General features: G+C 70.8%; 21 protein-coding genes, 1 tRNA gene and 1 riboswitch. Of the genes, 11 read left to right on the top strand and 11 right to left on the bottom strand.

All coding sequences use genetic code 11. The features are described from left to right. Positions 1-407 precede the first annotated feature (407 nt). From AB4Z14_RS11830 to arfB, 3 genes are all read left to right on the top strand, one after another. Positions 408-1553 (top strand): acyl-CoA dehydrogenase family protein, encoded by a 1146-nt coding sequence (locus tag AB4Z14_RS11830; protein ID WP_442275328.1) that lies wholly within the window; start codon positions 408-410, stop codon positions 1551-1553. Positions 1554-1604: 51 nt separating this feature from the next. Next, complete coding sequence (locus AB4Z14_RS11835) at positions 1605-2381, top strand: SDR family NAD(P)-dependent oxidoreductase (RefSeq protein ID WP_442275329.1); 777 nt, start codon at positions 1605-1607, stop codon at positions 2379-2381. A gap of 178 nt (positions 2382-2559) precedes the next feature. Further along, on the top strand, positions 2560-3015 hold the full coding sequence (gene arfB, locus AB4Z14_RS11840) for an alternative ribosome rescue aminoacyl-tRNA hydrolase ArfB (RefSeq protein WP_442275330.1): 456 nt from the start codon (positions 2560-2562) through the stop codon (positions 3013-3015). A gap of 62 nt (positions 3016-3077) precedes the next feature. Here arfB and AB4Z14_RS11845 read toward each other — a convergent pair whose 3' ends face one another. Next, on the bottom strand, positions 3078-3404 hold the full coding sequence (locus AB4Z14_RS11845) for a DUF952 domain-containing protein (protein WP_442275331.1): 327 nt from the start codon (positions 3402-3404) through the stop codon (positions 3078-3080). A gap of 147 nt (positions 3405-3551) precedes the next feature. Here AB4Z14_RS11845 and AB4Z14_RS11850 point away from each other — a divergent pair, with 147 nt between their 5' ends. Then, positions 3552-4427 carry an alpha/beta fold hydrolase gene (locus tag AB4Z14_RS11850; RefSeq protein ID WP_442275332.1) on the top strand — a complete coding sequence of 292 codons (876 nt, stop codon included), beginning with the start codon at positions 3552-3554 and terminating at the stop codon, positions 4425-4427. A 48-nt stretch (positions 4428-4475) separates the two neighbouring features. Here the strand turns inward: AB4Z14_RS11850 and AB4Z14_RS11855 are convergent, their stop codons facing one another. Continuing rightward, complete coding sequence (locus AB4Z14_RS11855) at positions 4476-5168, bottom strand: Crp/Fnr family transcriptional regulator (protein WP_442275333.1); 693 nt, start codon at positions 5166-5168, stop codon at positions 4476-4478. Between the two features lie 174 nt (positions 5169-5342). On the opposite strand from AB4Z14_RS11855, the gene AB4Z14_RS11860 reads away from it, so the two are divergent. Further along, positions 5343-5540: a hypothetical protein gene (locus tag AB4Z14_RS11860; protein WP_442275334.1), complete on the top strand. Its 198-nt coding sequence runs from the start codon at positions 5343-5345 to the stop codon at positions 5538-5540. 4 nt (positions 5541-5544) lie between these two features. On the opposite strand, the gene AB4Z14_RS11865 is transcribed toward AB4Z14_RS11860, so the two are convergent. From AB4Z14_RS11865 to AB4Z14_RS11880, 4 genes are read right to left on the bottom strand one after another with little or no spacing between them, the layout of a single operon-like run. Then, positions 5545-7200 (bottom strand): peptide ligase PGM1-related protein, encoded by a 1656-nt coding sequence (locus tag AB4Z14_RS11865; RefSeq protein ID WP_442275335.1) that lies wholly within the window; start codon positions 7198-7200, stop codon positions 5545-5547. After that, complete coding sequence (locus tag AB4Z14_RS11870) at positions 7197-8357, bottom strand: response regulator (RefSeq protein ID WP_442275336.1); 1161 nt, start codon at positions 8355-8357, stop codon at positions 7197-7199. Before AB4Z14_RS11870 ends, AB4Z14_RS11865 begins: the two co-directional genes overlap by 4 nt. Beyond that, positions 8354-8746: a response regulator gene (locus AB4Z14_RS11875; RefSeq protein WP_442275337.1), complete on the bottom strand. Its 393-nt coding sequence runs from the start codon at positions 8744-8746 to the stop codon at positions 8354-8356. Before AB4Z14_RS11875 ends, AB4Z14_RS11870 begins: the two co-directional genes overlap by 4 nt. Further along, complete coding sequence (locus AB4Z14_RS11880; protein ID WP_442275338.1) at positions 8743-11412, bottom strand: response regulator; 2670 nt, start codon at positions 11410-11412, stop codon at positions 8743-8745. The genes AB4Z14_RS11875 and AB4Z14_RS11880 overlap by 4 nt, the downstream gene beginning before the upstream one ends. Positions 11413-11632: 220 nt before the next feature. On the opposite strand from AB4Z14_RS11880, the gene AB4Z14_RS11885 reads away from it, so the two are divergent. Both AB4Z14_RS11885 and AB4Z14_RS11890 read left to right on the top strand, forming a co-directional pair. Then, positions 11633-12382 (top strand): MIP/aquaporin family protein, encoded by a 750-nt coding sequence (locus AB4Z14_RS11885; protein WP_442275339.1) that lies wholly within the window; start codon positions 11633-11635, stop codon positions 12380-12382. Positions 12383-12437: 55 nt separating this feature from the next. Next, complete coding sequence (locus AB4Z14_RS11890; RefSeq protein WP_442275340.1) at positions 12438-14690, top strand: MMPL family transporter; 2253 nt, start codon at positions 12438-12440, stop codon at positions 14688-14690. Here the strand turns inward: AB4Z14_RS11890 and AB4Z14_RS11895 are convergent. Further along, positions 14656-15144 carry a hypothetical protein gene (locus AB4Z14_RS11895; RefSeq protein WP_442275341.1) on the bottom strand — a complete coding sequence of 163 codons (489 nt, stop codon included), beginning with the start codon at positions 15142-15144 and terminating at the stop codon, positions 14656-14658. The two genes, AB4Z14_RS11890 and AB4Z14_RS11895, sit on opposite strands and share 35 nt — an antisense overlap. Before the next feature lie 163 nt (positions 15145-15307). On the opposite strand from AB4Z14_RS11895, the gene AB4Z14_RS11900 reads away from it, so the two are divergent. Further along, positions 15308-18091 (top strand): cation-translocating P-type ATPase, encoded by a 2784-nt coding sequence (locus AB4Z14_RS11900; RefSeq protein WP_442275342.1) that lies wholly within the window; start codon positions 15308-15310, stop codon positions 18089-18091. Between the two features lie 18 nt (positions 18092-18109). Here the strand turns inward: AB4Z14_RS11900 and AB4Z14_RS11905 are convergent, their stop codons facing one another. Beyond that, positions 18110-19156: a type I asparaginase gene (locus AB4Z14_RS11905; protein ID WP_442275343.1), complete on the bottom strand. Its 1047-nt coding sequence runs from the start codon at positions 19154-19156 to the stop codon at positions 18110-18112. A 361-nt stretch (positions 19157-19517) separates the two neighbouring features. Between AB4Z14_RS11905 and AB4Z14_RS11910 the strand changes: the two genes are divergently transcribed. The 3 genes from AB4Z14_RS11910 to AB4Z14_RS11920 all read left to right on the top strand — a co-directional run bounded on the left by AB4Z14_RS11910 (position 19518) and on the right by AB4Z14_RS11920 (position 24132). Then, complete coding sequence (locus AB4Z14_RS11910) at positions 19518-20834, top strand: anaerobic sulfatase maturase (protein ID WP_442275344.1); 1317 nt, start codon at positions 19518-19520, stop codon at positions 20832-20834. Between the two features lie 162 nt (positions 20835-20996). Then, positions 20997-23354: an arylsulfatase gene (locus tag AB4Z14_RS11915; RefSeq protein ID WP_442275345.1), complete on the top strand. Its 2358-nt coding sequence runs from the start codon at positions 20997-20999 to the stop codon at positions 23352-23354. 70 nt (positions 23355-23424) lie between these two features. Then, positions 23425-24132 carry a hypothetical protein gene (locus AB4Z14_RS11920; protein ID WP_442275346.1) on the top strand — a complete coding sequence of 236 codons (708 nt, stop codon included), beginning with the start codon at positions 23425-23427 and terminating at the stop codon, positions 24130-24132. A gap of 187 nt (positions 24133-24319) precedes the next feature. Here the strand turns inward: AB4Z14_RS11920 and AB4Z14_RS11925 are convergent, their stop codons facing one another. The 3 genes from AB4Z14_RS11925 to AB4Z14_RS11935 form a co-directional block, all read right to left on the bottom strand. Beyond that, positions 24320-24766: a DUF6325 family protein gene (locus AB4Z14_RS11925; protein WP_442275347.1), complete on the bottom strand. Its 447-nt coding sequence runs from the start codon at positions 24764-24766 to the stop codon at positions 24320-24322. A 160-nt stretch (positions 24767-24926) separates the two neighbouring features. After that, positions 24927-25002 (bottom strand) — tRNA-Thr (locus tag AB4Z14_RS11930). 160 nt (positions 25003-25162) lie between these two features. Further along, a complete protein-coding gene (locus tag AB4Z14_RS11935) occupies positions 25163-25813 on the bottom strand; it encodes a transglycosylase family protein (RefSeq protein ID WP_442275348.1) in 651 nt (216 codons plus the stop codon). Positions 25814-25816: 3 nt separating this feature from the next. Beyond that, a riboswitch (cyclic di-AMP (ydaO/yuaA leader) is annotated at positions 25817-26004 on the bottom strand. Positions 26005-26203 lie beyond the last annotated feature (199 nt).

Raw genomic sequence — 26203 nt, forward strand, 5'->3', positions numbered from 1 at the left:
GCCGGGCGGCATACGTGGGCTCCGTCGGTGGTGGCTCCCCAGACCCCCGGGCCACCCGGGCCACCCGGGCCACCCGGGCAGGGCGGTGGCCGGGACCTCAGCGGTCCCGGCCACCGGTCGGGCGCTCAGGGGAGCGCGAGGAAGGCGTTGCGCAGCAGGGGTGCCGGTCGCGGCGAAGATGTCGGCAGCGTTGTGGTCGTGGTGGCAGTTGACCTTGCTGCCCCAGCACCAGTGCGGCGGCGACCACTCCGACTGCGAATCTCCTGAACATCTCGCGTCCTGCCGAGCGGTGAGGTGGTGCCCTGTACGAGCCACTGAGCGGACGTGGCCTCACCAGCGGCTAACCCCTGACCACCGGGTCCGTCTCACACTTTGGACGAAATGCTCGGACGTCCTAGTATCGATCCATGCCAGCGACGAGGCTGATGCCGACCGACGAAGCCACCGACCTGATCGAGCTGACGCGAGAGATCTGCCGCAAGGACCTCGCGCCGAAGGTCGACGACGCCGAACGCGCCCGCACCTTTCCCGAGGAGACCTTCCGCACCCTGGGCCGGGCGGGCCTGCTGTCGCTGCCCTACCCCGAGGAGTTCGGTGGGGCCGACCAGCCCTACGAGGTCTACCTCCAGGTCGTCGAGGAGATCGCGTCCGTCTGGATGAGCGTGGCCGTCGGCGTCAGCGTGCACAGCCTCACGGCCTACCCCGTCGCGACCTTCGGCACGCGCGAGCAGCAGCAGGCCCTGCTGCCCGGGATGCTCTCGGGCGAGCAGCTCGGTGCCTACTGCCTCTCCGAGCCCCTGGCCGGCTCCGACATCGCCTCGATGACGACGCGGGCGACCCGCACCGACGACGGCTGGTCACTCAAGGGCACCAAGGCGTGGATCTCGCACGCCGGGCACGCCGACTACTACACGACCTTCGCCCGCACGTCCGACAACGGCGGCAAGGGCCTGTCGACCTTCATCGTCCCCGGTGACGCCGCAGGCCTGACCTTCGCCGAGCCCGAGCGCAAGATGGGCCTGCACTGCGACCCCGTCGCCCAGGTCATGTTCGACGGCGTCCCCGTCGACGGCGCGCGGCTGGTCGGCCGCGAGGGCGACGGCATGAAGATGGCCCTGTCGGCCCTCGACGCGGGACGCCTCGGCATCGCCGCTGCCGCCACCGGCCTGGCCCAGGCCGCCCTCGACGCCGCCGCCGACTACGCGACCGAGCGCCAGCAGTTCGGCCGACGCATCGCCGACTTCCAGGGACTCGCCTTCCTCATCGCCGACATGGAGGCCGCGGTCACCTCGGCCCGCGCCACCTACCTCCACGCGGCCCGCCTCAAGGACGCCGGCCGCGGCTTCGGCAAGGAGGCCGCCGTCGCCAAGCTCATCGCCACCGACGCGGCCATGAAGGTGACCACCGACGCCGTCCAAGTGCTCGGCGGCGCCGGCTACACCGAGGACTTCCCGCTCGAGCGCTACATGCGCGAGGCGAAGGTGACCCAGATCTTCGAGGGCACCAACCAGATCCAGCGCCTCGTCATCTCGCGCCAGCTCCTCGCCCGTTGACGCCGACCGGCATCTGCTCCCGCTGACCTCCCGACGCCCGAAAGGCCTGTCATGCAGCTGAACTCGTCCACCGTCGCCGTCGTCACCGGTGGCGGCTCCGGCCTCGGCGGTGCCACCGCGCGCCGCCTCGTCGCCGACGGCGCCACCGTCGTCATCATCGACCTCGAGGGCTCCACGGCTCCGGCGCTCGTCGACGAGCTCAACGCGCAGCGCGAGGGCAGCGCCGTCTTCGTCGCGGCCGACGTGCGGGACGAGTCCCAGGTGCAGGCCGCGATCGACCGGGCCACCGCTCTCGGCGAGCTGCGCATCGCCGTCAACTGTGCGGGGGTGGCGACACCGGGCCGCGTCATCGGGCGGGGTGGGCCGCTCTCGCTCGACACGTTCAAGACGGTCATCGACATCAACCTCGTCGGCTCGTTCAACGTGCTCCGGCTCGCGGCAGCGGCGATGCTCGGCAACGAGCCCGTCGACGGCGACCGGGGCGTCATCGTCAACACGGCGAGCATCGCCGCCTTCGACGGCCAGATCGGCCAGGCGGCGTACGCCGCGAGCAAGGGCGGCATCGTCGGCCTCACCCTGTCGGCGGCTCGAGACCTCGCGGACAAGGCGATCCGCGTCATGACCGTCGCACCCGGCACCTTCGAGACGCCGATGCTCGCCGGCCTGCCGGGCGAGGTCAAGGAGGTCCTCGAGAAGCAGGTGCCGCACCCGTCGCGCCTCGGCCGCCCCGAGGAGTACGCCAACCTCGTGCGCCACATCGTCGACAACCCGATGCTCAACGGTGAGGTCATCCGCCTCGACGGCGCCCTGCGCATGCCGCCGCGCTGAGTCGCCCACGCCGCTCCACCGGATGCCGTCCCCCCGTCACGGAGGGACGGCATCCGCGCTTCTCGGTGCCGTGAGAAGCGCCCACTCGAGTGCCACCCTCCCAGTCGAGTGAGCCCTCGAATGGGCACGACCTCACACGTGTGGACGCCGAGCCGGCCACCGCTGGGACACTGGGGGTGTGAACGAGCCCGGCAGTGACCTCGTGATCGCAGCCGGTCCCGGCCTGCGGCGCGGTCTCGTCATCCCCGCCGGCGAGCTCGTCGAGCGCTTCAGCCGGTCGTCCGGCCCCGGCGGTCAGGGCGTCAACACGACCGACAGCCGGGTCGAGCTCGTCTTCGACCCGGAGACCTCGACCGCCCTGACGCCGGCCCAGCGCGAGCGCCTCGTCACCGCCCTCGACGGTCGGCTCGTCGCCGGACGGCTCACGATCGTGGCCTCCGAGCAGCGCTCACAGCTGCGCAACCGGGCCGCGGCCCGCGAGCGTCTCGTCGACCTGCTGCGCGACGGCCTCGCTCCCCCGCCGCCGGCCCGACGGGCCACGAAACCGACGCGCGGCTCGCAGCGGCGGCGGATCGAGGGCAAGAAGCGCCGCTCCGAGGTCAAGTCGGGTCGGGGCCGGATCCGACCCGACTGACGGAGCGCACGACGGGAGCACTCGACGTACGGGAACCGACCGGGCGGGGCCTTCTCGACACGTCAGGCGTGCGGAGGCTCGAGCAGCGTCGTGTCGACGACGGCGTCGACGTCGATGGGGCCGTAGACGTGCGGGAACGTCTCACCCGTCGCCGGGTCCCCGACCTCGTGGACCACGCGCGACGACAGCCGCGACTCGTCGATGTGCAGCAGCACGAGGGGTTCCGTGACGTCGGCGTAGAAGCGCGACCGCACGACGGGCCACTGCTCCGCCGACGAGGCGTGGACGAAGCCCTCCTCGGCGAGCGAGCGGCCGCGCGTCGAACGCGCATAGGTGCCGTCCCGGAGAGCCTGCTGCCAGTGGGCCTGCTCGGCCAGGTGGTAGATCATGCGGCGCGACGCTACCAAGCCGGCCCGCGGGCGGTGACGTGTATCTCAGGCAGCGCCCACGCCCCCTGAGGAGAGAGAGGCTGGAGGTGTGGATCGCGGTCGACCGCAGTCCCTGGCCGCACGCACCTGCTGGGAGGACGGCGCACCATGACCAGGACGCAGGACCCTCGGGACGAGGCCGAGCTGAGATACCCGCCGAGCGTGGCGAACCTCGGCGGTCACGACCTCTCCTACGTCGACACCGGCCACGGCTCCGCGATCCTCTTCATCCACGGCCTGCTCGGCTCGCACGAGAACTGGACCCACCTCGTCGACCGCCTCGACACCGAGCACCGGGTCGTCATCCCCGACCTCTTCGGGCACGGCGCCTCGGCCAAGCCCGTCGGCGACTACTCGCTCGGGTCGCACGCCGCGATCCTGCGCGACCTCATCGACCGGCTCGGCATCGCGAAGGTCACGCTCGTGGGCCACTCTCTCGGTGGCGGCATCGCCATGCAGTTCTGCTACCTCTTCCCCGAGCGCGTCGAGGCCCTCGTCCTCGTCTCCAGCGGAGGCCTCGGGAGATCTGTCAGCCCACTGCTGCGCTCGGCGACCCTCCCCGGTGCCGAGCTCGTGCTGCCGGTCATCGCCTCGGCCTGGGTGCGCGACCGCGTCGAGACCGTCGGGCGCGCCGTCCGCGGCCTCGGCTGGCGACCGAGCGCCGACGTCTCGGCCGCGTGGAAGGGCTTCACGTCCCTCTCGGACGCCGAGAGCCGTCGGGCCTTCCTGGCCACGACCCGCGGCGTCATCGACCCCGGCGGCCAGACGGTCAACGCGCACGGGCAGCTGACGACCGCAGACCACATCCGCACCCTCGTCATCTGGGGGACCCGGGACCGGATGATCCCCGTCGGCCACGCCGAGCGCGCCCACGAGGTGTTCCCCGGCGCCGAGGTCGTGCTGTTCGAGGGCGCCGGCCACTTCCCGCACCTCGAGCAGCCGGACCGCTTCGCGAGCGTCCTCGAGCGGTTCATCCACGGCTGACGTCGGCGTGGGCCGCGACCCGAGACGCCATCGAGTCTCGCGCGGAGGTCAGGCCGGCCCGGGCCCGAGAGCCTGGGTCGCCGACCGGCGCAGGGCCTGCGGGTCGACGACGGTGACGCGGCCACGGTCGAGGACCACGGCCCCGGCCGACTCGAGGCGACGCAGGACTCGGTTGGCCGTCGGCCGGGTGACCCCCGCCAGCTCGGCCAGCTCGGACTGGTTGAGGTGCACCGTCACCGGTGAGCGTGACGGTGCAGCCACGGCATACACCCCACACAGGGACACGAGGCTGCGCACCACACGGAGCTCGGCGGGCGTGTGCAAGGCCTCCATGAGCGCGTCGGTCAGTCGGCTGACCCGGGCGGCGAGGAGGCGCACGAGGAGACGGTTGACCTCAGGGTGGCGGTCGCACAGCCGCTCGAAGTCCGCGAAGGACAGCGCCAGGGTCACGGTCCGCTCGACGGCCTCGATCGTCGCCGTCCGCCGGCCGGCGCGCACGATCATCGCGAGCTCGCCGAAGGCCTGGCCCGGGCCCATGACGGCATAGGCCAGCCGGTCCCCCTGCTCCGACGACCGGCGGGCGACGACTCGGCCCTCGACGACGAAGTGCACGGTGTCGGCGGCGTCCCCCTCGTGGAAGACCACGTCGCCCGCGTCGTACGTGTGGCGGTGCATCGACGCCACGACCTCCCGACGCTCGGCCGGCGCGAGGTCGGACAGCAGCCCGAGGTCGAGGGTCACGGCCGCCCTGCCGTCCGGACCCGGTGCCGGCGAGCACTCCCGGGGTGTCGCCGCGCGCACAGACAGCAACCCGCGTCGGCGGGACCGTCGTGGGAGACGACACCAGAACGTGACCGCACCGGGACATCCGCAGCACGAGGGGCAGCGAACCCCTCACCGAGGGAAGGCAGTTCCATGACGACGACAACGGCACGACGCCGGGTCCACCCCGACCTGGCACACCACCACCCACGGGTGACGCGCCTGACGCGCGGTGGGTGGACGTGGGAGTGCGACTGCGGCGGCGCCTCGGCCCGCTCCGTCGTGGCCCGCCTGACGTGGCACCAGGCGTTCGTGGGTGCCCTCATCCACTCGGCCTCGATCGCTCCCTGAATGGTCACCGCAGACCCTCGCCGAGGCGCCCCCGCAGGGGCACGGGGAGCGGCGCCAGCGACGCACGCGCCTCGGCGAGCAACGCCGACTCCGCCCGGTCGAACACATCCTGGGCGGAGTCTGGCGTGTCCCCGATGGCGGTCATGCCGACGCGGCCGCACTCGGTGATCGAGCTGATCATGTGGAAGACGACGCCCGTCTGGCGCGACTGGTCGAAGTGCAGGCCGGCGCGCGCCACGAGGTCGAAGAGGTCGTCGACACCCATGCCCCGGAGCGTCTCGTCCTCGAGGTGGTCGGTCGCCACGAGGTGGCGTTCGGCGCCGGACGGGGTGACGAAGCGCCCCTCCTCGTGGACGTACGTGCCGTCGGTCAGGAACTGCAGCGTGAGGAACGGGTGCGTCGTGCCGCCCCTGCGCAGGTTGATCTCGATGGCGTGGGTCTGCCATTGCTCGCCCCGGCGCACGACGACGAAGTCGAGGGCGAACCGCCCGAGCACCCCTTTGTCCGCGAGGACCCGACCCACCTTCTCCGCCTCCCTCGTGATCGTCGTCGCGTAGGCCGGGTCGGCCGGGAACCGCGCACCGAGGTACATCTGGCCCGTCGGGCCACCGAGGACCTGGTCGTGGGTCGAGAGGATCTCCAGCTCCCCCAGGGGCGTCACGCGCAGCTGCACGCTCGGACTGCGCACCTCGTCACCGACGATGCGCTCCTCGACGATGCCACCGCGCTCGTCGAGCCGTCCGAGGTAGGCACCGGTCTCGATGCGTGCGTCCTCGAGCTGCATGCCGAGCACCCGGTCGGTGACGACCGCACGCAGCGCGGCTGTCTCGCCGCCCGGATCCGCGGCCGCCGCGGCCGCCGCGGCCGCCGCGTCCACGGCGGTCAGGTCGACGAGGGCGTTGCCGGAGCCCGAGACACCCTCGTCGAGCTTGACCATCGCCCACTGTGCGCCGGGCCGCGACGCATGCAGCTCGAGCACGGCGTCGACGACGTCGTCGACGGAGTGGACGTCCTCGGCGCCGAAGGGATGGTCGACGCCGGCCTCGGCGAAGATCCGTCGGCAGCCGGTCTTGGTGCCCAGCGGATAGAGGCGCGGGTCCGCGGCATACATGGGGATGCCGAGCATCAGCGCCAGGTCACGCTCGCGCGTCGTGCTCGTGTACGGGACGAGGTGCGACCTTGCCGGGTCCGTCACGAGGGAGGCGATGCGGGACAGGACCCGGGGGCGGGCCAGCAGCTTGTCGGTCAGAGGCCGCGGGGAGGAGTCACCCACCGAGACCAGGTCGAGTCGGGCCCGGGCATGGCTCGGGATGACGCCGGGGAGCAGCGACAGGTAGTACTCGACGATGTGCTCGTTGATCGGCATCGACGTCACGTAGACCATCCGGAGGCGCGGCTGACGCAGCAGCAGCAGCATGAAGAGGAAACGCTCCTCCATGGCCTGGTTCATGGCGCCCGCCGACTGCGTGAGGTTGTCGACGCTCATCGACGGCACGACGACCACCGACTCCCGTGGGTCGGCTTGACCGAAGCGGCGCCAGACCTCGGGCAGGGCCTCCTGCAGGTCGTCGAACAGTCTGCCGCGCGCCGCCTCGTCGAGCGCGTCGAGGCCACCGCCGTCCACCGTCGGGACGATCGGGGCCTGGGTCGTCGCATTCATGGGTCGTCCTCCCGGTCGGTGGTGCCGATGACCTCGTGGACCTCGAGAGGCCGCGAGATGCCGCGCAGCTCCACCGGCCCGAGCGAGCGCGTCTCGAAGCGCTCGTCGATCCCGGCACGCACGCGGGGGCTGATGAGGATCTGGCGGGCGGCAGCGGCCGCGCAGAGGCGGGCCGCGACGTTGGTGACGGTCCCGATCGCCGCGTAGTCCCAGCGTCCTTCGAAGCCGACCCGACCCAGCGTCGCGTAGCCCTGCGCGATGCCGACCCCGAAGCCGAGCTGGTGCCCCTGCCGGGACCACCCGGACGCGAGGTCGTCGATGCGGTCGCGCATGTCGAGCGCCATCCGCACGGCCCGCTCGGGTGCGTCCGGACACGGCGGGGGGTCGTTGAAGAACACCATCAGCCCGTCGCCGGCGAAGTGCTCCAACGTGCCCTCGTAGGCGAAGACGAGCTCCCCGAGGGCGCCGTGGTAGTCGCGCAGCACGGACATCGTCTCCTCCGGCTCGGCGGTCTCGGCGAACGCGGTGAAACCCCGGAGGTCGGTGAAGACCGTGGTGATGTCGCGTCGGTGGCTCTCGAGGAACGACTCGTCGCCGGACTCGACGATGAGGCCCGCGATCTGCGGAGACAGGAACCGGCGCAGGCGGCCCAGCCGGTCGAGGTCGTCCACCTGCTCGGCCACCCGGGTCTCGAGCTCGGCGTTCCAGCGCTCGAGCGCGACGGTCTGCTCGAGCACCGTGTCGTGCAGTCGTTTGACGCGCGCCAGCGAGCGGACCCGCGCCACGAGCTCGGCCTGGTCGAACGGCTTGGTGATGAAGTCGTCGGCGCCCACCTCGAGGGCGCGCAGCCGCTGCTGGGTCCCGCTCGCCGTCACCATGACCACGGGCAGCATCGCCGTGCGGGGGTCGGCCTTGATGCGCTCGCACGTCTCGTAGCCGTCCATGACCGGCATGAGCACGTCGAGCAGGACGACGTCGACCTCGCACACGGCGAGCGCCTCGAGGGCAGCCTGCCCCGAGGCCTCCGAGCGCACGACGAAGCCCCGCGGCTCGAGGACGGCGTGCATGAGCTTGCGGTTCTGCTCGAGGTCGTCGACGACGAGGACCCGCACGCCCGTGAGCGGCGGGACCCTGGCATCGCGGTCGAGGGGCGTCACGGCTCCGGCGCCTCCCGTCGGGGCAGATGACGGCGCACCTGTGCCGGGAACTCACGGACGCTGATCGGCTTCTCGAGGTAGCCGGCGAAGCCCGAGACGAGGGCCCGCTCGCGGTCGCGGTGCATCGCGAACGCCGTGAGCGCGACGATCGGGATGTGCGCCGTCGGTTCGTGGTCCCGGATCAGCTCGAGGGCGGCGAAGCCGTCGATGCCGGGCAGCTGGAGATCCATGAGGATGACGTCCGGCAGGCTGGTCCTCGCCTGCTCGACCGCATCCTCACCGGTGGTGGCCACGAGGACGCAGAAGCCGGCATACTCCAGCACGTCCCGCGCGAGCTTGAGGTTGCGCGGGTTGTCCTCGACGATGAGCACGACGGGCAGCTCGCTCACGGCCCCTCCCCCTCCCGCACGTGCTCGGCGGCGACCGTCGCGAGCCGGCGCGCGAGCCCCGGCAGGTCGATGCCGGCCTTCTCGGCGACGAACGCGATGCGCCCCTCGAGACGCGAGCGGTCCTGTGGTGTCAGGGACTTCGCGGTGAGCACGACGATCGGCGGCCCATCGGAGTCTCGGTGCGGCCGCAGCTCGTCGATGACGGCGAAGCCGTCGACGTGGGGCATGAGCAGGTCGATGACGACGACGGACGGGGCGACCGCACGCACGAGGTCCGCCGCCTGCTGGCCGCCCGCGCACGTGTGCACCTCCCAGCCCAGCGGCTCGAGCGTGCTGCGCACGAGCTTGAGGGCGAGGGGGTCGTCGTCGACGACGACGACGCGCAGCCGAGGACTCTGCTCGTCCGCGCGCGGCGGTGGCAGCAGCCGCGTCACGGCGGCGAGGAGGTGCTCGCCGCTCACGGGCTTCACGAGGTACTCCGTGGCCCCCAGGGCGAAGCCACGGCCGCGCTCGGGCTCGACGCTGACCACGACCACGGGCACGTCGGCCGTGGCCGGGTCGTTCTTGAGCTCGGTGAGGACCTCCCACCCGTCCATCCCGGGCAGGTGGATGTCGAGGACGACCGCCACCGGGTCCTGGGCCCGGACGAGGTCGAGTCCCTGCTCGCCCGTCGACGCGGCGACGGGGCGGAGACCGGCTGCACGCAGGTGCAGCTCGACGAGCTCGGCCGAGCGCGGGTCGTCCTCGATGACGACGACGGTCGGACCGTCGACGTCGTCGCCGTCGACCGTCCAGAAATCACCGCCGGCCTCCCGGTCGGCGTCGGGCTGCGGGACCGAGATCCCGAAGGTGCTCCCCTCGCCCGGTGTGCTCGTGAGCCAGAGTCGCCCGCCGTGCAGCTCGACGATGCGGCGGCTCAGGGTGAGACCGAGGCCGGTGCCCTCGCTCGACGACGCCGTCCGCTCGCCCTGCTGGAACGAGTCGAAGATGCGCTCCTGGTCCGCCGGCGCGATGCCGATGCCCGTGTCGGTGACCGTGACGCCGACCTCCTCACCGTCGCGCCAGGCCCGGACGACGATGCTGCCGCCGTCCGGCGTGAACTTCACGGCGTTGCTCAGCAGGTTGAGCAGGACCTGCTTGAGGCGCAGCTCGTCCGCCGTGACGAGGCCGAGCCCGTTCGACGCCTCCAGCGTCAGGCGTATGCCGTGCAGCGCCGCACGCTCGCGCACGAGCGAGAGCGCCTGGACGAGGATGTCGTCGATGGGGAAGGTCGTGAGGTCGAGCTCCATGCGTCCGGCTTCGATCTTGGACAGGTCGAGGATGTCGCCGAGGAGGGCGAGCAGGTGGCGACCGGCCGAGTGGATGTCCTGGAGGTAGTCCTCCTGCCGCTCGTTGAGGTCGCCGAACATCCGCTCGAGGAGCACCTCGGAGAAGCCGATGACGGCGTTGAGCGGTGTCCGCAGCTCGTGCGACATGCTCGCGAGGAACTCCGACTTGTGCTGGCTGGCCTCGGCGAGCGCGACGCTCTGCTGCTCGAGCTGCTGGTAGAGGCGGGCGTTGGTCAGCGCGACGGCCGACTGACTCGCGAAAGCCGCGAGCAGCTCGCACGTCTCGTCGCTGAACGAGCCCGTCGACTTGCGCCGCACGACGAGAGCCCCGACGACCCGGTCGGGACGCACGAGCGGGATGGCAACGAGCGAGCGCCAGCCCGACCCGTGGAGGACGGCGAGGTGCGGGTCGAGCGGCCCGGGCGCGGCGTCGAGGTCGGGGATCTGGAGCACCCGCCGGCCGCGCGCGGCCCGGCCCACCCACGTGCGGTCGATGTGGATCTCCGCGGCCCGCAGCGCATCGATGACGTACTCGCTCGTGCCGTAGGCCGTGCGCACCCGGAAGAGTCCCGTCGCCTCGTCGAACTCCATGAGCGAGCCGCCGTCGGTGTCCGACAGCTCGACCGCGTGGCTGACGATCGTCGTCAGCACCTCGTCCGCGACGAGCGTCGAGCTGATCGCCTCCCCCACCTCGGCGAGCGCCTCGAGCTGGTCGACCTTGCGGGCGAGCTCGGCCGACCTGCTCTCGAGCGCCGAGAAGAGCTCGACGTGCCGAAGGGCGAGCGCCGCCTGCTCGGCGAACGTCGACAGGAGCTCCTCGGCGGCCTCGTCGAAGGGCGCGACCTGCGTGCGCCACACGTTGAGGGCGCCGACGACCTGGTCGCCGACCACCATCGGCGCGCCCATCATCGTCCGGTAGCCACCGACCCGCTGGAAGTCGGTGCGACGGTAGTCCGGATCGGCGAGGACGTCCTCGATCTGGTGCACCCTCCGGTCGATGGTGACCCGTCCGACCAACGTCGCGCGGTCGCGGACGATCGGGTGCTGCGAGACGAAGTCGACGAACTCCGGCGTCAGTCCGCTCGACCGCGCGAGCACGAACGAGTCATCCTGCACGAGGTAGATCTGCGCGACCTGCGCGCCGAGGAGCCGCCGGGCGCTGTCGACGACCGCGTCGAAGACCTCGTCGCGGCTGGCGGCGCCGCCCGTCGTCGAGGCCGTGAGGACCTTGAGGATGTCGCTCGTCGCCCGCAGCTGCTCCTGCGTCGTCGCCAGCCGGTCGGCGAGCTGGTGGGCACCCCCGACCGCCTCGTCGCCCGTCTCTTCGAACCCGCTCATGCGAGTCCCCCATCGACCTGTGAGTCCCTGTGGTCCCCACACGAGTGTCCTCCCCGAACGGTCGGCGCACCATGGGAATACGAAGAGCTCGACGACGGGGTCCAGCCGGCGCCCCGCGAGGCGGCGCGCAGATGACTGCACTCGGCACCGCCTCACCCCTACTCTGAAGACGAGCGCCCCGGGGGAACGGGCCCGCTCGCCCTGCTAAGGAAGGACTTTCATGCCTGACTCCAGCACCGTTGCCGGCCCGACTCCTGACCTCACGCGCAAGGCCGTGGCCGAGGCCGTCGGAACGTTCATCCTCGTCTTCTTCGCCGTGGGCGCCGCCGTCGTCGGCCTCGAGACGATGAGCAGGCTCGCCGTCGCCGTGGCCTTCGGCTTCGTGCTGCTCGCACTGGCGTACGCCATCGGCCCCGTCTCGGGCTGCCACGTCAACCCCGCCGTCACCCTCGGCGTGCTCATGCGCAAGGGCATCACGACGACCGAGGCGATCTACTACTGGATCGCCCAGCTCGTCGGTGCGATCGTCGGCGCGGCCCTGCTCAAGCTCATGGTCTCGAGCTTCGGTGGCGTCAAGGACGAGACCGGCGCCCTCGGGACCAACAACTGGGGCGCGACGATCACCGCGGGTGGCACCTTCGTGCTCGAGGTCGTCCTCACCTTCCTCCTCGTCCTCGTCGTCCTGCTCGTGACGAGCCGGGCCGCGGCACCGGGCTTCGCCGGACTCGCGATCGGACTCGTGCTCACCGTGATCCACATCGTCGGCATCCCGCTCGACGGCACCTCGGTCAACCCGGCCCGGTCCATCGGTCCTGCCCTGCTCAACGGCGGCGAGCCGCTGGCTCACGTGTGGATGTTCATCGTCGCGCCGCTCATCGGCGGTGCCATCGCGGCCCTCGCCTCCCCGTACTTCGAGACGGCCGTCTCGAAGACCGACACGGACCCGACGGGCGCCGACGTGCCCGCCTGACCGTGCTTCGCCGACTGTCCAACCTTGTGGCGCGCGCCTGCCCCATGATGAGTCCATGAGCGACGCATCCGCGGGCAGGCACGGGTCGAGCAGGCCGAAGGGCCGTGCCGCCGTCCGGTGGGTGGCCGCCCTGGCGGTGCTGGCCTGGCTCGCCATCGGGGGCGTCGGTGGTCCCCTCGTGGGGCGGCTGTCCGAGGTCGCCACCAACGACAACGCGAACTTCCTTCCCCCGTCGGCGGAGTCGACGTCGGTGAGCAAGCTCGTGGGCCGCACGACCGACACCCAGACACTCCCCTACCTCGTCGTGGTCGAGCGGCAGGGCGGGCTGACCCCGGCGGACCTCGCGGCCGTCCAGCGCTACGTCGACGGCATCCCCGGCCTGAAGCTCGCCGACCCCGGGCGCACGGTCGGCGAGTTCCTGCAGTCGCCCCCGACCCTCGCGATCCCCAGCCAGGACAAGCAGGCTGCGCTCGTCCCCGTCGCCTTCCTTGCCGACAAGGCCGAGGACACCATCGCCGGGAACACCGCGTTGTATGCCGTCGCGCAGGCCCTGCGCGAGTCCGCTGCGTCGACGTTGGGTGCGTCCGGCCTGACTGTCCACGTCACGGGTGCCGGCGGCTTCTTCGCCGACTTCATCATCGCCTTCGGCGGCATCGACGGCATCCTTCTGCTCGTCGCCCTCGGCGTCGTCTTCCTCATCCTGCTCATCGTCTACCGCAGCCCGATCCTGCCCTTCGCCGTGCTCATCTCGGCCGTGTTCGGCCTGTCCCTCGCGGCGCTCGTCGTCTTCCCCCTCGCCAAGAACGGCACGATCAGCCTGAGCGGCCAGAGCCAGGGCATCCTGTCGATCCTCGTCGTCGGCGCCGCGACCGACTACGCCCTGCTCCTCGTCGCGCGCTTCAAGGAGGAGCTGCACGACGAGGAGTCGACGTGGGCGGCGATGAAGATCGCGTGGCGGGCCTCGCTCGAGCCGATCGCCGCGAGCGCCGCCACTGTCGTCCTCGGCCTGCTCTGCCTGCGCCTGTCGGATCTCGGCAGCACCAAGGGTCTCGGTCCCGTCGGCGCGCTGGGCATCGTCGGCGCCTTCGTCGCGTCCCTGACCTTCCTGCCCGCGCTCCTGCTCCTCATCGGCCGACGCGTCTTCTGGCCGCAGGTGCCCCACGTCGACCACGTGCACAGCGCGGACGCGGTGGGCACCCGCGGCATCTGGGGCCGGGTCGCCGGCATGGTCGGGCGCCACCCCCGGCGCACCTGGGTGGTCACCCTCCTCGCCCTCGCGACCTGCGCGGCGTTCCTCCCGACGCTCAACGCGCGGGGCATCGCCCAGTCCGACCTCTTCCTCACCCAGGTGGACTCCGTCACCGGGCAGGAGGTGCTCGCGCGCCACTTCCCCGCCGGGTCCGGCTCCCCCGTCCAGATCGCCGCCCCCGAGGCCAAGGCCGATGCCGTGGTCGCGGTGCTCGAGTCGACCGACGGGGTCAGCAGCCCACAGGTGGGGCTCGTCCCCGGCCAGCCGCCGAAGGTCGTCGACGGCCAGGTCGTCGTGCAGGCCACGCTCGACGCCGCCGCCGACAGCGTCGCGGCCGAGGACACCATCGAGACGCTGCGCGCATCCCTCGACCGGGTCGGCTCCGACGTGCTCGTGGGAGGGACCACCGCGACGAACCTCGACGTGCGCCTCGCCAGCGAGCGCGACCTCAAGGTCATCATCCCGACGATCCTCGCCGTCATCTTCGTCGTGCTCATGCTGCTATTGCGCTCGATCGTGGCGCCGCTCGTCCTCGTCGCCGCGAACGTCCTGTCGTTCGCCGCGACGATGGGCGTCTCCGCGATCGCCTTCAACCACGTCTTCGGGTTCCCGGGCTCCGACCCGTCGACGCCGCTCTACGGCTTCGTCTTCCTCGTCGCACTCGGCATCGACTACTCGATCTTCCTCATGACGCGCGTCCGTGAGGAGTCGCGCACCCGTGGCACGCGGCCCGGCATCCTCGTGGGCCTCGCGGTGACGGGCGGTGTCATCACGAGTGCGGGCATCGTCCTCGCTGCGACCTTCTCGGCCCTCGCGGTGCTGCCGATCCTCTTCCTCGTCCAGATCGCCTTCATCGTCGCCTTCGGCGTCCTGCTCGACACGCTCATCGTGCGCAGCCTGCTCGTCCCGGCGGTGTCCTACGACCTCGGCGACCGCATCTGGTGGCCCATCGGGCTCCGCCGGACGCCCCGCCCGGCGGCGGGAGCCGGCGCGATCGACAGCGAGGGATCCGGAGCACCGCGCACTAGTGCGGCTTCAGGACGATCTGCAGAGCGATGACCGTGAGCCCGACCAGTCCCCCGGCGAGCGCGCCGGCGACCAGCCACGGTCCCCGCAGGCCGGCCCGCCTGCTGGCGACCGCCGACAGGAAGGCCAGGGTGAGCAGCCCGGTCAGCTCCACGGCGGGAAGGGTGTCGGCGTTCCCCAGCGCTGTCACCCGACCGATGACCAGGACGGCGAGCGGGGGCACGGCCGCCAGCAGGAGGTGCACCTGCCGGCGCGCCACTGCCAGCCATTCCGCGGTGGTGAGCCTCCGCTTCTCCGCAGCATGCTCATGGAGGACCTCCGAGAACGCGTGCGCCAGGCACACGGCCACGATCGGTGAGACGACGACGACAGCAGCGGATGGGAACGACAGGTCGGACCAGCCGGAGTAGGCGGACAGCACGGCCATCACGACGATGGTCGCGTAGGTGAGCCGCTCCAGGTCCAGGTCGACCCCGGCGACGCGCACCGAATGCGGATCTTGACTCGTCACGCGGACAAGGCTCGCACGGAAATGGCGGCCGCTCAGCGGATCATCGGACGACGTTGCGCCGCAGACCTGCCACGCAGGGGCTCGTTGGTACTAGCCTGACAAGCGCTGAGGTTGAGGCAGCCGGAGCGGGGGACGACCCATGAGCGAGAGCGGCACGTCGGCGTCGAGCGCGGACACCGAGACCCCACCCTTCGCGCTGGACGCCGACGAGGTCGTGGCCGCAGCCGGCTCCGACACGGACTCCGGTTTGACCGGGGCTCAGGTCGCGAGTCGCCTGGCGGCCGTCGGCCCCAACGCGATCGCCGCCGAGAGACCGCCGTCCGTCTGGGCCATCGCCGCGAGCCAGCTGCGCGATCCGATGAACATCATGCTGGTGGCCGTCGTGGTCGTGAGCCTGGCCATCGGCCAGGTGTCGACCGGCGTGATCGTCGGTCTGCTCATCGTCCTCAACCTCGCCCTCGGCACCCGGCAGGAGCTGACGGCCCGAGCCAGCGTCGACGCCCTCGCCAAGATGCAGACACCGCAGGCGCGGGTCGTCCGTGACGGCGCCCTCTCCCTCGTCCCCGCCACCGAGATCGTGCCCGGGGACGTGGTGCAGGTCGAGGCAGGCGACATCGTCCCGGCAGACGGACGCATCGTCCGTTCCGCCACCCTCGAGGCCCAGGAAGCCGCGCTGACCGGGGAGAGCGTGCCGATAGCAAAGGACCATTCCGCTCTGGGATCCGTGGACGTCGCTCTCGGCGACCGGACCAACATGCTCTTCCAGAACACGTCCGTCACTCGCGGCACCGGCACCATCGTGGTCACCGCGACGGGGCAGCGGACGCAGATGGGCCAGATCGCGACCATGCTCAGCTCGGTCACGCGAAAGCGTTCACCGCTGCAGAAGGAGCTCGACACCCTCACCAAGGTGCTGGGCGTCATCGCCTGGGGAGCGGTCGCCGTCATCGTCGTCGTCGGTCTCGTCCGCGGGACGCCGGCCAAGGACCTGCTGCTGCTGGGCACGGCGATGGCCGTCTCCGCGATCCCCACGGGAATGCCGGCCTTCGTCTCCGGACTCCTGTCGATGGGCGCCAAGCAGCTGGCTGCGTCCAAGGCCGTGGTCAAGAACCTCACCGACGTCGAGACGCTCGGGTCGACGAGCGCGATCAACACCGACAAGACGGGCACGCTGACCCTCAACGAGATGATGGTGTCCACGCTGTACGCGAGCGGGTCGTGGTTCACCGTCGACGGCGAGGGCTACCGCAAGAGCGGGGCGATCCGGGCCGTGGCCGGCACACCGGTCCCCGACTTCACGCGCCTGGGCCTCGGGTTGTGCCTCGACAGCGACGCGGTGGTCGGCGACGACGGCTCGGTGATCGGGGACCCCACCGAGGCGGCGCTGGTGGTGCTCGCCGCGAAGCTCGGGATCGACGCCGAGGAGACCCGCCGAACCTACCCGCGCCTGGCCGAGGTGCCCTTCGACTCCGAGTACAAGTTCATGGCCACGTTCCACCGGGTGACCCTCAAGGGGGCCGAGCACCTCATCGAGCTCGTCAAGGGCGCCCCCGACGTGGTCATCGCCCGATGCACCCTGGCGGGTGGTCCGCTGAGTGGCTCGCAGGTCCCCATCGGGCAGGCGCTCGACGGCGTCCTGGAGGCCAACGAGCGGATGGGCGGCAAGGGACTGCGCGTGCTCGCGTTCGCGGCTCGCCTCGTCACCGACGACGAGGTGGCAACCATGGACGCCGACCCCATGGCTCTGACGCAGGGCCTGTCCTTCGTCGGGCTCGCCGGGATCATCGACCCCCTGCGCACCGAGGCGAGGAGCGCTGTCGCGACGGCCCTGACGGCCGGGATCGACGTGCGGATGATCACCGGTGACCACGCCGTCACGGCTCAGGCGATCGGCCAGGAGCTGGGGCTGGGTCCGGGGGCCATCAGCGGCGCCGATCTGCAGGCGCTGAGCGACGAGGAGCTGAAGCAGCAGCTGCCGATGCTGCACGTGTTCGGCCGCGTCACGCCCGAGGACAAGCTCCGGCTGGCTCGGGCGATGCAGGAGGAGGGGATGATCGTCGCGATGACCGGCGACGCCGTCAACGACGCCGCCGCCCTCAAGCAGGCAGACATCGGCGTCGCGATGGGGAGCGGCAGCGAGGTGACCAAGCAGGCCGCACGCATGGTGCTCACGGACGACAACTTCGGGACGCTCGTCCACGCCGTCGAGATCGGGAGGCGCGCGTACGACAAGGTCGTCTCGTACGTGCGCTACCAGATGACCCAGCTGCTCTCGCTGGTGTTCCTCTTCCTCGCGGCAACCGTGTTCGACGTCAACCGGGGTGTCGCGATGACCCCGACCATGGTGCTCTTCCTGCTGTTCTTCGCGACGGCCGTCGGTGTCATCGTCATCGCCGTCGACCCGGGTGACCCCGACGTCATGAGCCGGCCGCCCCGCGACCCCGGCCTCACCATCACGAACCGGTCGGCCGTCGTCATGTGGCTGGCCTACGCGGCGGTGCTGTTCGTCGCCGCCTTCATGCCGTTGGTGCTCGGGCCGGACGAGCCCAGCCCCACGCGAGCATCCGTGTCGATGACGATGACGTTCGTGGTGATGGGCCTGGGCACCGCGTTCAACGCGGTGGTCAACCGGCGCGACCCCACCAGCGGACTCACACCCCCGATCCTCAGGGCGCTGGCGATCGCCCTCATTCCGGTCGGGATGCTCCTCCTGGCGACCCAGCTGCCGACGTTGCAGCAGGCACTGCTGACCTCCGAGCTCACGCCGGGCCAGTGGCTCGTCTGCGCAGCCCTGGCAGCCGCGCTCCCCGCCGTCGTCGAGCTCGGCAAGCTGGTCAGGCGGCGCCGGCTCGCACCGGCGGACGCCCTCGACCCGCAGTCGGCGGTCGCGCCTGCCCGCGCCCTGACGACGCCGCGCGCCTGAGCGGCGACCCGAGGGCTTTCAGGTCGCCCCACCCACCGGCGAAACCTCGACGTCGTCCTTCCTCGTCAGCTCACCGGCGATGTCGCGTTGCATCATGTCGGCGACGACACCGGTGTCGAGGCCCTGGCCGAGCAGGACCGCGAGCTTGGTGAGCGCTGCCTCGCACGTCATGTCGTAGCCCGGCACGGCGCCGGCCCGCATCAGTGCCGACCCGGTCGCGTACGCCCCCGGCTGCACCGATCCGCGGACGCACTGGGTGACGACCACCACGACGATGTCCTCGGCCGTGGCGGCCTCGACGACGGCCATGAACTCCCGGTCGTTCGAGGGTCCGTTGCCCGCCCCGTAGGCCTCGATGACGAGTCCCTGCAGCGGCGGTCGACACAGGTTCGCGAGGATGGAGGCCGAGAACCCGGGAAAGAGCCGCACCGCTGCCACCTCCCCCAGCCGCCCGGCCCGCAGCTCGGGTTCCCCGTCGGCGGGGCGCACCAGGGAGTCCCGGACGTCGATGTCGATGCCGATCGCGGCGAGCGGTGGGAAGCGTGGCGAGTCGAAGGCGTCGAGGCCCGAGGCGTCGACCTTCGTCGCCCGGTTGCCCCGCAGCAGCACCTCGCCGAAGAGGAGCGAGCTCTCCGGGACGTCGGACCGCGCCGCGACCTGGAGCGCCCCGATGAGGTTCTGCCGTCCGTCGCTGCGGGTGCGGGCGACCGGGATCTGCGAGCCCGTGACGATGACCGGCTTGCCGAACGACGGGAGCAGGAACGAGAGCGCGGACGCCGTGTAGGCCATCGTGTCCGTCCCGTGCAGGACGACGAAGCCCCGGTGACGGCTGCGGCGCTCGTAGAGGACTCGAGCGATGGCGCACCAGTCGTCGGGCGTCGCGTTGGCGGAGTCGATGGGTGGGTCGAGCTCCTCGAAGACGATCGGGGGCAGCTCCCCTCTCGAGTTCTCCACGATCCAGTCGACATAGGGAGCGAGCGCACCCGCCACGGGCGCGTAGCCGTCCGGGGTGTCGACCATCCCGATGGTCCCACCGGTGTGAAGCACGAACACGCTGTCGCTCACGTGTCTCCCTTGGTCGGATCCCGGACTCTCGCGAGTCGACGCCCCAGGCCGCCGGTCCCGGCCTGTGCCGCTCACCGTGGCACCGGACGCTCCGCCGTGTCCAGACCTCGTCAGGGATGCGCCCTCACGGATGTCCACCGCTCCCGTGAGCGGGCCACCGGACGCGGGTGCGTTCACCCCGTCCGGATGATCCGCAGCAGCCTGCTCGGTGTCACGCTCAGCGAGTGTCGATGACGAGGATGAGGTCCGGGGATGGCTGCCCCTCCGCCGTGGACGGTGGGTGACGGTGACCCCGGCCGCGGCTCCTGACGGGCGGACAGCTGCCGCGGCGCCCCTGACGGCCTCGCGGTCCTTCCACGTCATGTCCAAGCCCACCGGCGCCATCTGCAACCTCGACTGCGAGTACTGCTTCTTCCTGTCCAAGGACGAGCTCTACCCGGGCAGCAGCTTCCGGATGGACCCGCAGGTCCACGAGGCGTACATCGGCCAGCTCCTCGCGGCCCAGCGCGGCGCCGACGAGGTGGTGGTGGCGTTCCAGGGCGGCGAGCCGACCCTCATGGGCCTCGACTTCTTCCGACGAACGCTCGAGCTGGAGGAACGTCTCGCCGCGCCGGGGCAGCGGATCCTCAACACCCTGCAGACCAACGCCACGCTCCTCGACGACGAGTGGTGCGCCTTCCTGCGCGACCACCACTTCCTCGTCGGCGTCTCGATCGACGGACCGCGCGAGATGCACGACGCCTACCGTGTCGACAAGGGCGGCAAACCCACCTTCGACCGGGTCATCCGGGGTCTCGAGGCGCTCAAGCGCAACGGGGTCGAGTGGAACGCCCTCACCACGGTGAACGCCGCCAACGGCGACCACGGCCGCGAGGTCTACGGCTTCCTGCGCGACGAGCTCGGGGCCACGTTCGTGCAGCTCATCCCCATCGTGGAGCGGGTGACGCCCGAGCTGCTCCCGCTTGCCGAGTCGGGATGGGGCGCCCGGTCCGGTGACCGGCCGCTCTACGTGCAGGACGGCAGCCTCGTCACCCACCGCACGGTCAGTGCACACCAGTACGGCCGCTTCCTCGTCGACGTCTTCGAGGAGTGGGCCCGCCACGACGTCGGCGACGTCTTCGTCTCGATGTTCGACACCGCCCTCGCCCACTGGATGGGCATGGACCAAGCCGGCCTGTGCGTCCATGCCCGCACGTGTGGGGACGCCGTCGCGCTCGAGCACAACGGCGACCTCTACTCGTGCGACCACTACGTGGAGCCGGGCTACCTCCTCGGCAACATCCGGCAGGGACGAACGCTGCTCCAGCTCGTCGACTCGCCCCAGCAGCGCGCCTTCGGGCAGGCCAAGCTCGACACGCTGCCGGCCTACTGCCGCTCGTGCGACGTCCGGTTCGCCTGCAACGGCGGCTGCCCCAAGGACCGCTTCCTCACCGCCCCCGACGGCGAGGCCGGCCTGCACTACCTCTGTGAGGGCTACCAGCTCTTCTTCCGACACGTCGACGCACCCATGCGCGTCATGGCGTCCCTGTTGCGTCGAGGCCGGGACGCCACGGGGCTGAGGGAGTGGTATGCCGTCCGCGACGCCGAGCGCCACCCGGGTGACCCCTGCTCATGCCTCGGTGGCGCCGTGTGGGCGGACTGCCATGGTGCCGGCACGAGCGATGACGCGCGCCCCTGACCACGGCTCTCGTGAGCGCCGACCTTTTCATCCGCCGAGGGTGAGGCACAGGGCACCGTCCCCGTCACATGCTGGGCGGAGCCCCGCCTGAGGAGCACCCGTCCCTTCGTCGGATCGGCGAGCGCCGACGATCGTGAGCAGTCGCGAGCAAGGAGTCATGACATGGCGCAACCGTTTCGTGGTGTGGTCAACGTCGACATCAGGGACTCGGTGGAGGACTGGGCCCCGTTCGCCCCGCCGAAGGCACCCGAAGGGTCGCCCAACGTCGTGTACATCGTGCTCGACGATGTCGGGTTCTCCGCCATGAGCTGCTACGGCGGCCCCATCGAGACCCCGAACATCGACAAGATCGCCGGCGACGGGGTGCGCTACACCCAGTGGCACACAACAGCCCTGTGCTCGCCCACCCGGTCGTGCCTGCTCACCGGACGCAACCACACCCGGAACTCCATGGCGTGCATCACGGAAGGGGCCAGTGGCTTCGCCAACGCCAGCGGCACCATCCCGCCCGAGAACGGGATGCTTCCGGAGATCCTCGGCGAGCGGGGCTGGAACACCTACATGGTCGGCAAGTGGCACCTGTGCCCCACGGTCGAGATGAACCTCGCCTCGACGCGTCGCAACTGGCCGACCGGGCGTGGCTTCGAGCGCTGGTACGGGTTCCTCGGGGCCGAGACCAGCCAGTGGTACCCGGAGATCACCTACGACAACCACCCGGTCGACCAGCCGAGGTCGCCCGAGGAGGGCTACCACTTCGGTGAGGACATCACCGACAAGGCCATCGAGTTCATCATGGACGCCAAGGCCGTCGCGCCGGACAAACCCTTCTTCCTCTACTACGCACCGGGTGCCGCACACGCGCCGCACCACGCGCCCAAGGCGTGGATCGAGAAGTACGCCGGGCGTTTCGACGCGGGCTACGAGGCGATGCGTGAGGCCACCCTGGCCCGTCAGGTCGAGATGGGCATCGTCCCCGCGAACACCGAGCTTCCACCGATGAACCCGATCGGCACGCCGGAGACGCGCACCGGCCCGGACGACCAGCCGTTCTCGGCCGTCGACACCACGCGGCCGTGGGACTCGCTGTCCGAGCAGGAGCAGCGCCTCTTCGCCCGGATGGCGGAGGTGTACGCCGGTTTCCTGTCCCATGCCGACGCCCAGATCGGTCGGTTGCTCGACTACCTCGAGGAGACGGGCCAGCGGGAGAACACCATGGTCATCCTCGTCTCGGACAACGGTGCGAGTGGTGAGGGCGGCCCGGACGGGTCGGTCAACGAGATGTTGTTCATGAACGGCATCCCCGACGACATCGACGTCAACCTCGCCATGCTCGACGAGCTGGGCGGGCCCAAGACGTACAACCACTACCCGAACGGGTGGGCGATGGCGTTCAACACGCCCTTCAAGATGTGGAAGCGCTACGAGTTCAACGGTGGCACCTCCGACCCTTGCGTGATCTCGTGGCCGGCCGGCATGACCGCCAAGGGTGAGATCCGGGAGCAGTACCACCACGCCATCGACCTGGTGCCCACCGTCCTCGACGCCCTCGGCATCGAGGCCCCGGAGACCATCAAGGGCCACACACAGAGCCACTTCGACGGCGTCAGCATGCGCTACAGCTTCGACGACCCCGAGGCCCCCGGGCGGCGGCAGACGCAGTTCTACTCGATGCTGGGCTCGCGGGGCATCTGGCACGACGGCTGGAAGGCCATCACCACGCACCCGACGATCAGCGGTTGGTCGCACTTCAACGACGACGAGTGGGAGCTCTACCACGTCGAGGTCGACCGCTCCGAGCTGCACAACCTGGCGGCGGAGCAGCCCGACAAGCTCCGTGAGATGGTCAACCTCTGGTACGCCCAGGCGGGCGCCAACGAGGGGTTCCCGCTCGATGACCGTTCGGCGCTGGAGATCCTCGTGTCCCCCCGGCCCCAGCTGTCGGCCCCGCGCGACCGGTACGTCTACTACCCCAACCACGCCGAGGTGCCCGAGGCCCAGGCCGTCGTGGTGCGCGGCCGGTCATTCGTCATCGGTGCGCTGGTCGACATCCCCGAGCCGGGCGCCCAGGGCGTGCTCTTCGCCCAGGGGTCGAGGTTCGGCGGACACAGCCTCTACGTCAAGGACAACCGGCTGCACTACGTCAACAGCTTCGTGGGCTTGTTCGAGCAGAAGGTCGTCGCGACCGAGGACCTGCCCACGGGCGAGAACCTCATCCTGTCGGCGTCGTTCGTCAAGGACGGCGCGGAGCAGACCCCCGTCGCCACCGGCACCCTGTCGCTCTACCACGGCGACACCGTGGTCGGAGAAGGCCAGATCAAGCTCCAGCCCGGCAGCTACATGATCGCCGGGGAGGGACTGGCGGTGGGGCGCGACATGGGCGACCCGGTCACGCAGGACTACCCCGGCGCGCGCCCGTACCGGTTCACGGGAGGCACCATCAGGCGCGTCGCCGTCGACGTGAGCGGCGAGCCCTACGTCGACCTGGAACGTGAGGCGCAGGGCATGTTGATGCGTGAGTGAACCGCCACTGACCTGCAGGGGCGTCACACGATCGGTCCCGACGAAGGCCGCACGGGCCCACGGCTGGAGCATGAGCATGCATGAGGACGAGCGTGGTCGGGCCGAGTCACCGGCCGACCTCGAACCACGGGGGCGGGTGCTCGACGAGATCCGCACACCGCGGGCGGCGGCCATCGCCGGGATCGCCTTCGCCGTGCTCCTGGGGGCGGTCGTCATCCTCATGTACCTGGCGCTCCCGGGCACCGGCGGCCGCTCGACGTGGATCACCGATGCGGAGCGCCGCGGCAGGGTCACGCTGGCGATGCAGCTCACCCCGTACGCGGGCATCGCCTTCCTGTGGTTCATCGGGGTGATCCGTTCCCGTCTCGGGCACCGCGAGGACAAGCTGTTCGCGACAGCCTTCCTCGGGTCGGGGCTGCTCTTCGTCGCCATGCTCTTCGCCGCATCTGCAGATGTCGGAGCCCTGCTCGCCCTCTACGACGGGCCCGACAGCGTCTCGCCGGAGTACGTCCGGCAGGTGGGGGCGGTCAGCACGGCCCTCCTGACGACGTTCGGCATCCGCATGGCAGCGGTCTTCACGATGGTCGTCACGAACCTCGGCCGTCGCACCGGGATCGTGCCGCGCTGGCTCGTGGCCGTGGGGTTCGTCGTCGCGCTGGTCCTGCTCCTCGCACCACCGCGGACGGTCTGGGCCGTCCTGCTCTTCCCGTTGTGGGTCCTGCTCCTCAGCCTGCACCTGCTGGTCACGTCGTTCCGACCGGGGCCGGCGACGGCGTAGGGCAGCGCAACGGGCCGTGGAGCCCTGAGAGGGCCCCACGGCCCGGGTCATGCGTCAGCGGCGATCGCGGCGATCGTCGCGCCGGTCCTCACGGCGTTCACCGCGCCGGTGTATCCCGTGCGCGACGACGACGGCGCCGCCGACGGCGGCCACTGTCCTTCTCCTGCGCCTGGCTGCGAGTGGCATGTCAGGCTCCTTCCTCTTGGTCGGACTCGATGGCGGCGATGACGGCCTGGATCGGGATGCGCCCGCTGGCCACGAGCTGGCCGCCGGCGTGGCGCACCGCCGCGCCGAAGGGAGCCGCCCACAGGTTCTCCCACACCAGGACGGCCGCTGAGCTGCCGGGCTCGATGGTGTCGGCCAGGTCGGCGACGTCCTGCTCGCTGAGCAGCATGGCCAGCTCGGTCTCGTACGCACGGAGCTCGCCGATCTCCGAGTCCTCCAGGTCGGTTGCCTCGAAGGCCTCGAAGCTGCCGTCCTCCGCCTTCTTGAAGAACAGCAGGTCCAGGACCCGGATGAGCTCGCGATCCACGTAGTCCTTGAGGATCGGGGCGATCTTGCCGTTGAGGGTGCTGCCCTCGAACTCCACGACGATCCAGTCCACCGGACCGAGCTCGTCGACGTTGAGAGTCATGTCATCTTCTCCTTGGGGTGCGTCCGGTGGTCGGTGCGTCCGATGGGGGACCGATCTCAACGCTAGGAGCCGCTCGTCCGTGCCGCGTCATCCGCCGGGGATGAGCCTCTCGCCGTGGGCACGCAGATGCGGCCCCGTCAGCCGGACTCGCACGTCACGGTGGAGCTGGCGAGGGGACTCGAACCCCTAACCGCCTGTTTACAAGACAGGTGCGCTACCAATTGCGCCACGCCAGCACGTCTCGGCGCGAGCGCCGCGGACGGGCGAAAGCGTAACCGAGCCAGACGGCATACGCCCAAACACCGGGCGCGAACCGACGCCGGACATGAGAAGGACGGCCCCGCGCAACCCAGGGGTTGGTCGCGCGAGGCCGTCCGGCTCAGTTGTATCAGGAACTCACGGGAGTCGCAGAGTCTGACCCACGAAGATGAGGTTCGGGTTGGTGACCCGGGCGCCGTTGGCCTTCCAGAGGGCCTTCCAGCCGCCGGCCACGTGGTAGCGCGCGGCGATCTTGCCGAGGGTGTCGCCGCTGCGCACGGTGACCTTGGCGCCCTTGGCGGTGTTCTTGACCGTGGGCTTCGTCGCGTACGTCTTCTTCTTGACGACCTTCTTCGTCGTCACGGGCTTGCGGACGGTCGACCGCGAGACCGGGGTCGTCGTCGCGCCACCGTTGGCCCGGGTCAGGCCGGCCCGCTGCGAGCACACCGGCCAGGCGCCGGGGCCCTGGGAGGCGAGCACGCGCTGCGCGATGGCGATCTGCTCGGCCCGCGTGGCGAGGTCGGCGCGCGACGCGAAGGCCGTGCCGCCGTAGCCACGCCACGTGCTCTGCACGAACTGGAGGCCGCCGTAGTAGCCGTTGCCGGTGTTGATGTGCCAGTTGCCGCTCGACTCGCACTGGGCGACGCGATCCCAGACCGAGGCGGCCTTGGCCGACCCGCCCGTGGCGATGCCACCGACGATGGTGGCGGCTCCAGCGATTCCGACTCCCGCGATGCGCTGCTTGACCGAGATCTTCTTGGCCGCAGCATGCTTGGACATGTACTGCATGGGTGATCCTTCCTGACGCGCGCCTGCGGGGTTAGCTGTCGGGTTGGGGCGTCAGGTGCCCCGTCGCGGATGCGACTTCACCCCGAGACCAGATCTCGTCCTCTTGACATGCGCTTCGATACACATGCACTCACTGGCCACACTGGGTCCCCCGTCCTCGCCCGGCCCACGGGTGTGGGCTACATCCCTGGCTGGCGAGGCTCGGCGCGCTCAGGGAACGGATAAATGGGTGTCCATGTGAAGTTGTGGGAGCGTTCGTGTGGAGCCGGACGCGACGAAGCGACCCGGGAACCGAGTGGTGCTGCTCCCGTTCGACCCGAAAGTCGAGGCCGCCGAGCACTGACGGTACGGGACGTTTCCGCAGCGCACAAGGCACGTCGAGACACTTCC

It is taken from the genome of Terrabacter sp. 2TAF16, from assembly GCF_052115065.1.
Lineage (GTDB): Bacteria > Actinomycetota > Actinomycetes > Actinomycetales > Dermatophilaceae > Terrabacter.

What these genes read in the sequence shown, in the direction of transcription:
- AB4Z14_RS11850 (WP_442275332.1), top strand. Translation starts at nt 3,552, where the DNA reads ATGACCAGGACGCAGGACCCTCGGGACGAGGCCGAGCTGAGATACCCG.
- AB4Z14_RS11860 (WP_442275334.1), top strand. Translation starts at nt 5,343, where the DNA reads ATGACGACGACAACGGCACGACGCCGGGTCCACCCCGACCTGGCACAC.
- AB4Z14_RS11890 (WP_442275340.1), top strand. Translation starts at nt 12,438, where the DNA reads ATGAGCGACGCATCCGCGGGCAGGCACGGGTCGAGCAGGCCGAAGGGC.
- AB4Z14_RS11925 (WP_442275347.1), bottom strand. Translation starts at nt 24,766, where the DNA reads ATGACTCTCAACGTCGACGAGCTCGGTCCGGTGGACTGGATCGTCGTG.
- AB4Z14_RS11835 (WP_442275329.1), top strand. Translation starts at nt 1,605, where the DNA reads ATGCAGCTGAACTCGTCCACCGTCGCCGTCGTCACCGGTGGCGGCTCC.
- AB4Z14_RS11885 (WP_442275339.1), top strand. Translation starts at nt 11,633, where the DNA reads ATGCCTGACTCCAGCACCGTTGCCGGCCCGACTCCTGACCTCACGCGC.
- AB4Z14_RS11900 (WP_442275342.1), top strand. Translation starts at nt 15,308, where the DNA reads ATGAGCGAGAGCGGCACGTCGGCGTCGAGCGCGGACACCGAGACCCCA.
- AB4Z14_RS11830 (WP_442275328.1), top strand. Translation starts at nt 408, where the DNA reads ATGCCAGCGACGAGGCTGATGCCGACCGACGAAGCCACCGACCTGATC.
- AB4Z14_RS11915 (WP_442275345.1), top strand. Translation starts at nt 20,997, where the DNA reads ATGGCGCAACCGTTTCGTGGTGTGGTCAACGTCGACATCAGGGACTCG.
- AB4Z14_RS11845 (WP_442275331.1), bottom strand. Translation starts at nt 3,404, where the DNA reads ATGATCTACCACCTGGCCGAGCAGGCCCACTGGCAGCAGGCTCTCCGG.
- AB4Z14_RS11865 (WP_442275335.1), bottom strand. Translation starts at nt 7,200, where the DNA reads ATGAATGCGACGACCCAGGCCCCGATCGTCCCGACGGTGGACGGCGGT.
- AB4Z14_RS11935 (WP_442275348.1), bottom strand. Translation starts at nt 25,813, where the DNA reads ATGCAGTACATGTCCAAGCATGCTGCGGCCAAGAAGATCTCGGTCAAG.
- AB4Z14_RS11880 (WP_442275338.1), bottom strand. Translation starts at nt 11,412, where the DNA reads ATGAGCGGGTTCGAAGAGACGGGCGACGAGGCGGTCGGGGGTGCCCAC.
- AB4Z14_RS11910 (WP_442275344.1), top strand. Translation starts at nt 19,518, where the DNA reads ATGTCCAAGCCCACCGGCGCCATCTGCAACCTCGACTGCGAGTACTGC.
- AB4Z14_RS11920 (WP_442275346.1), top strand. Translation starts at nt 23,425, where the DNA reads ATGAGCATGCATGAGGACGAGCGTGGTCGGGCCGAGTCACCGGCCGAC.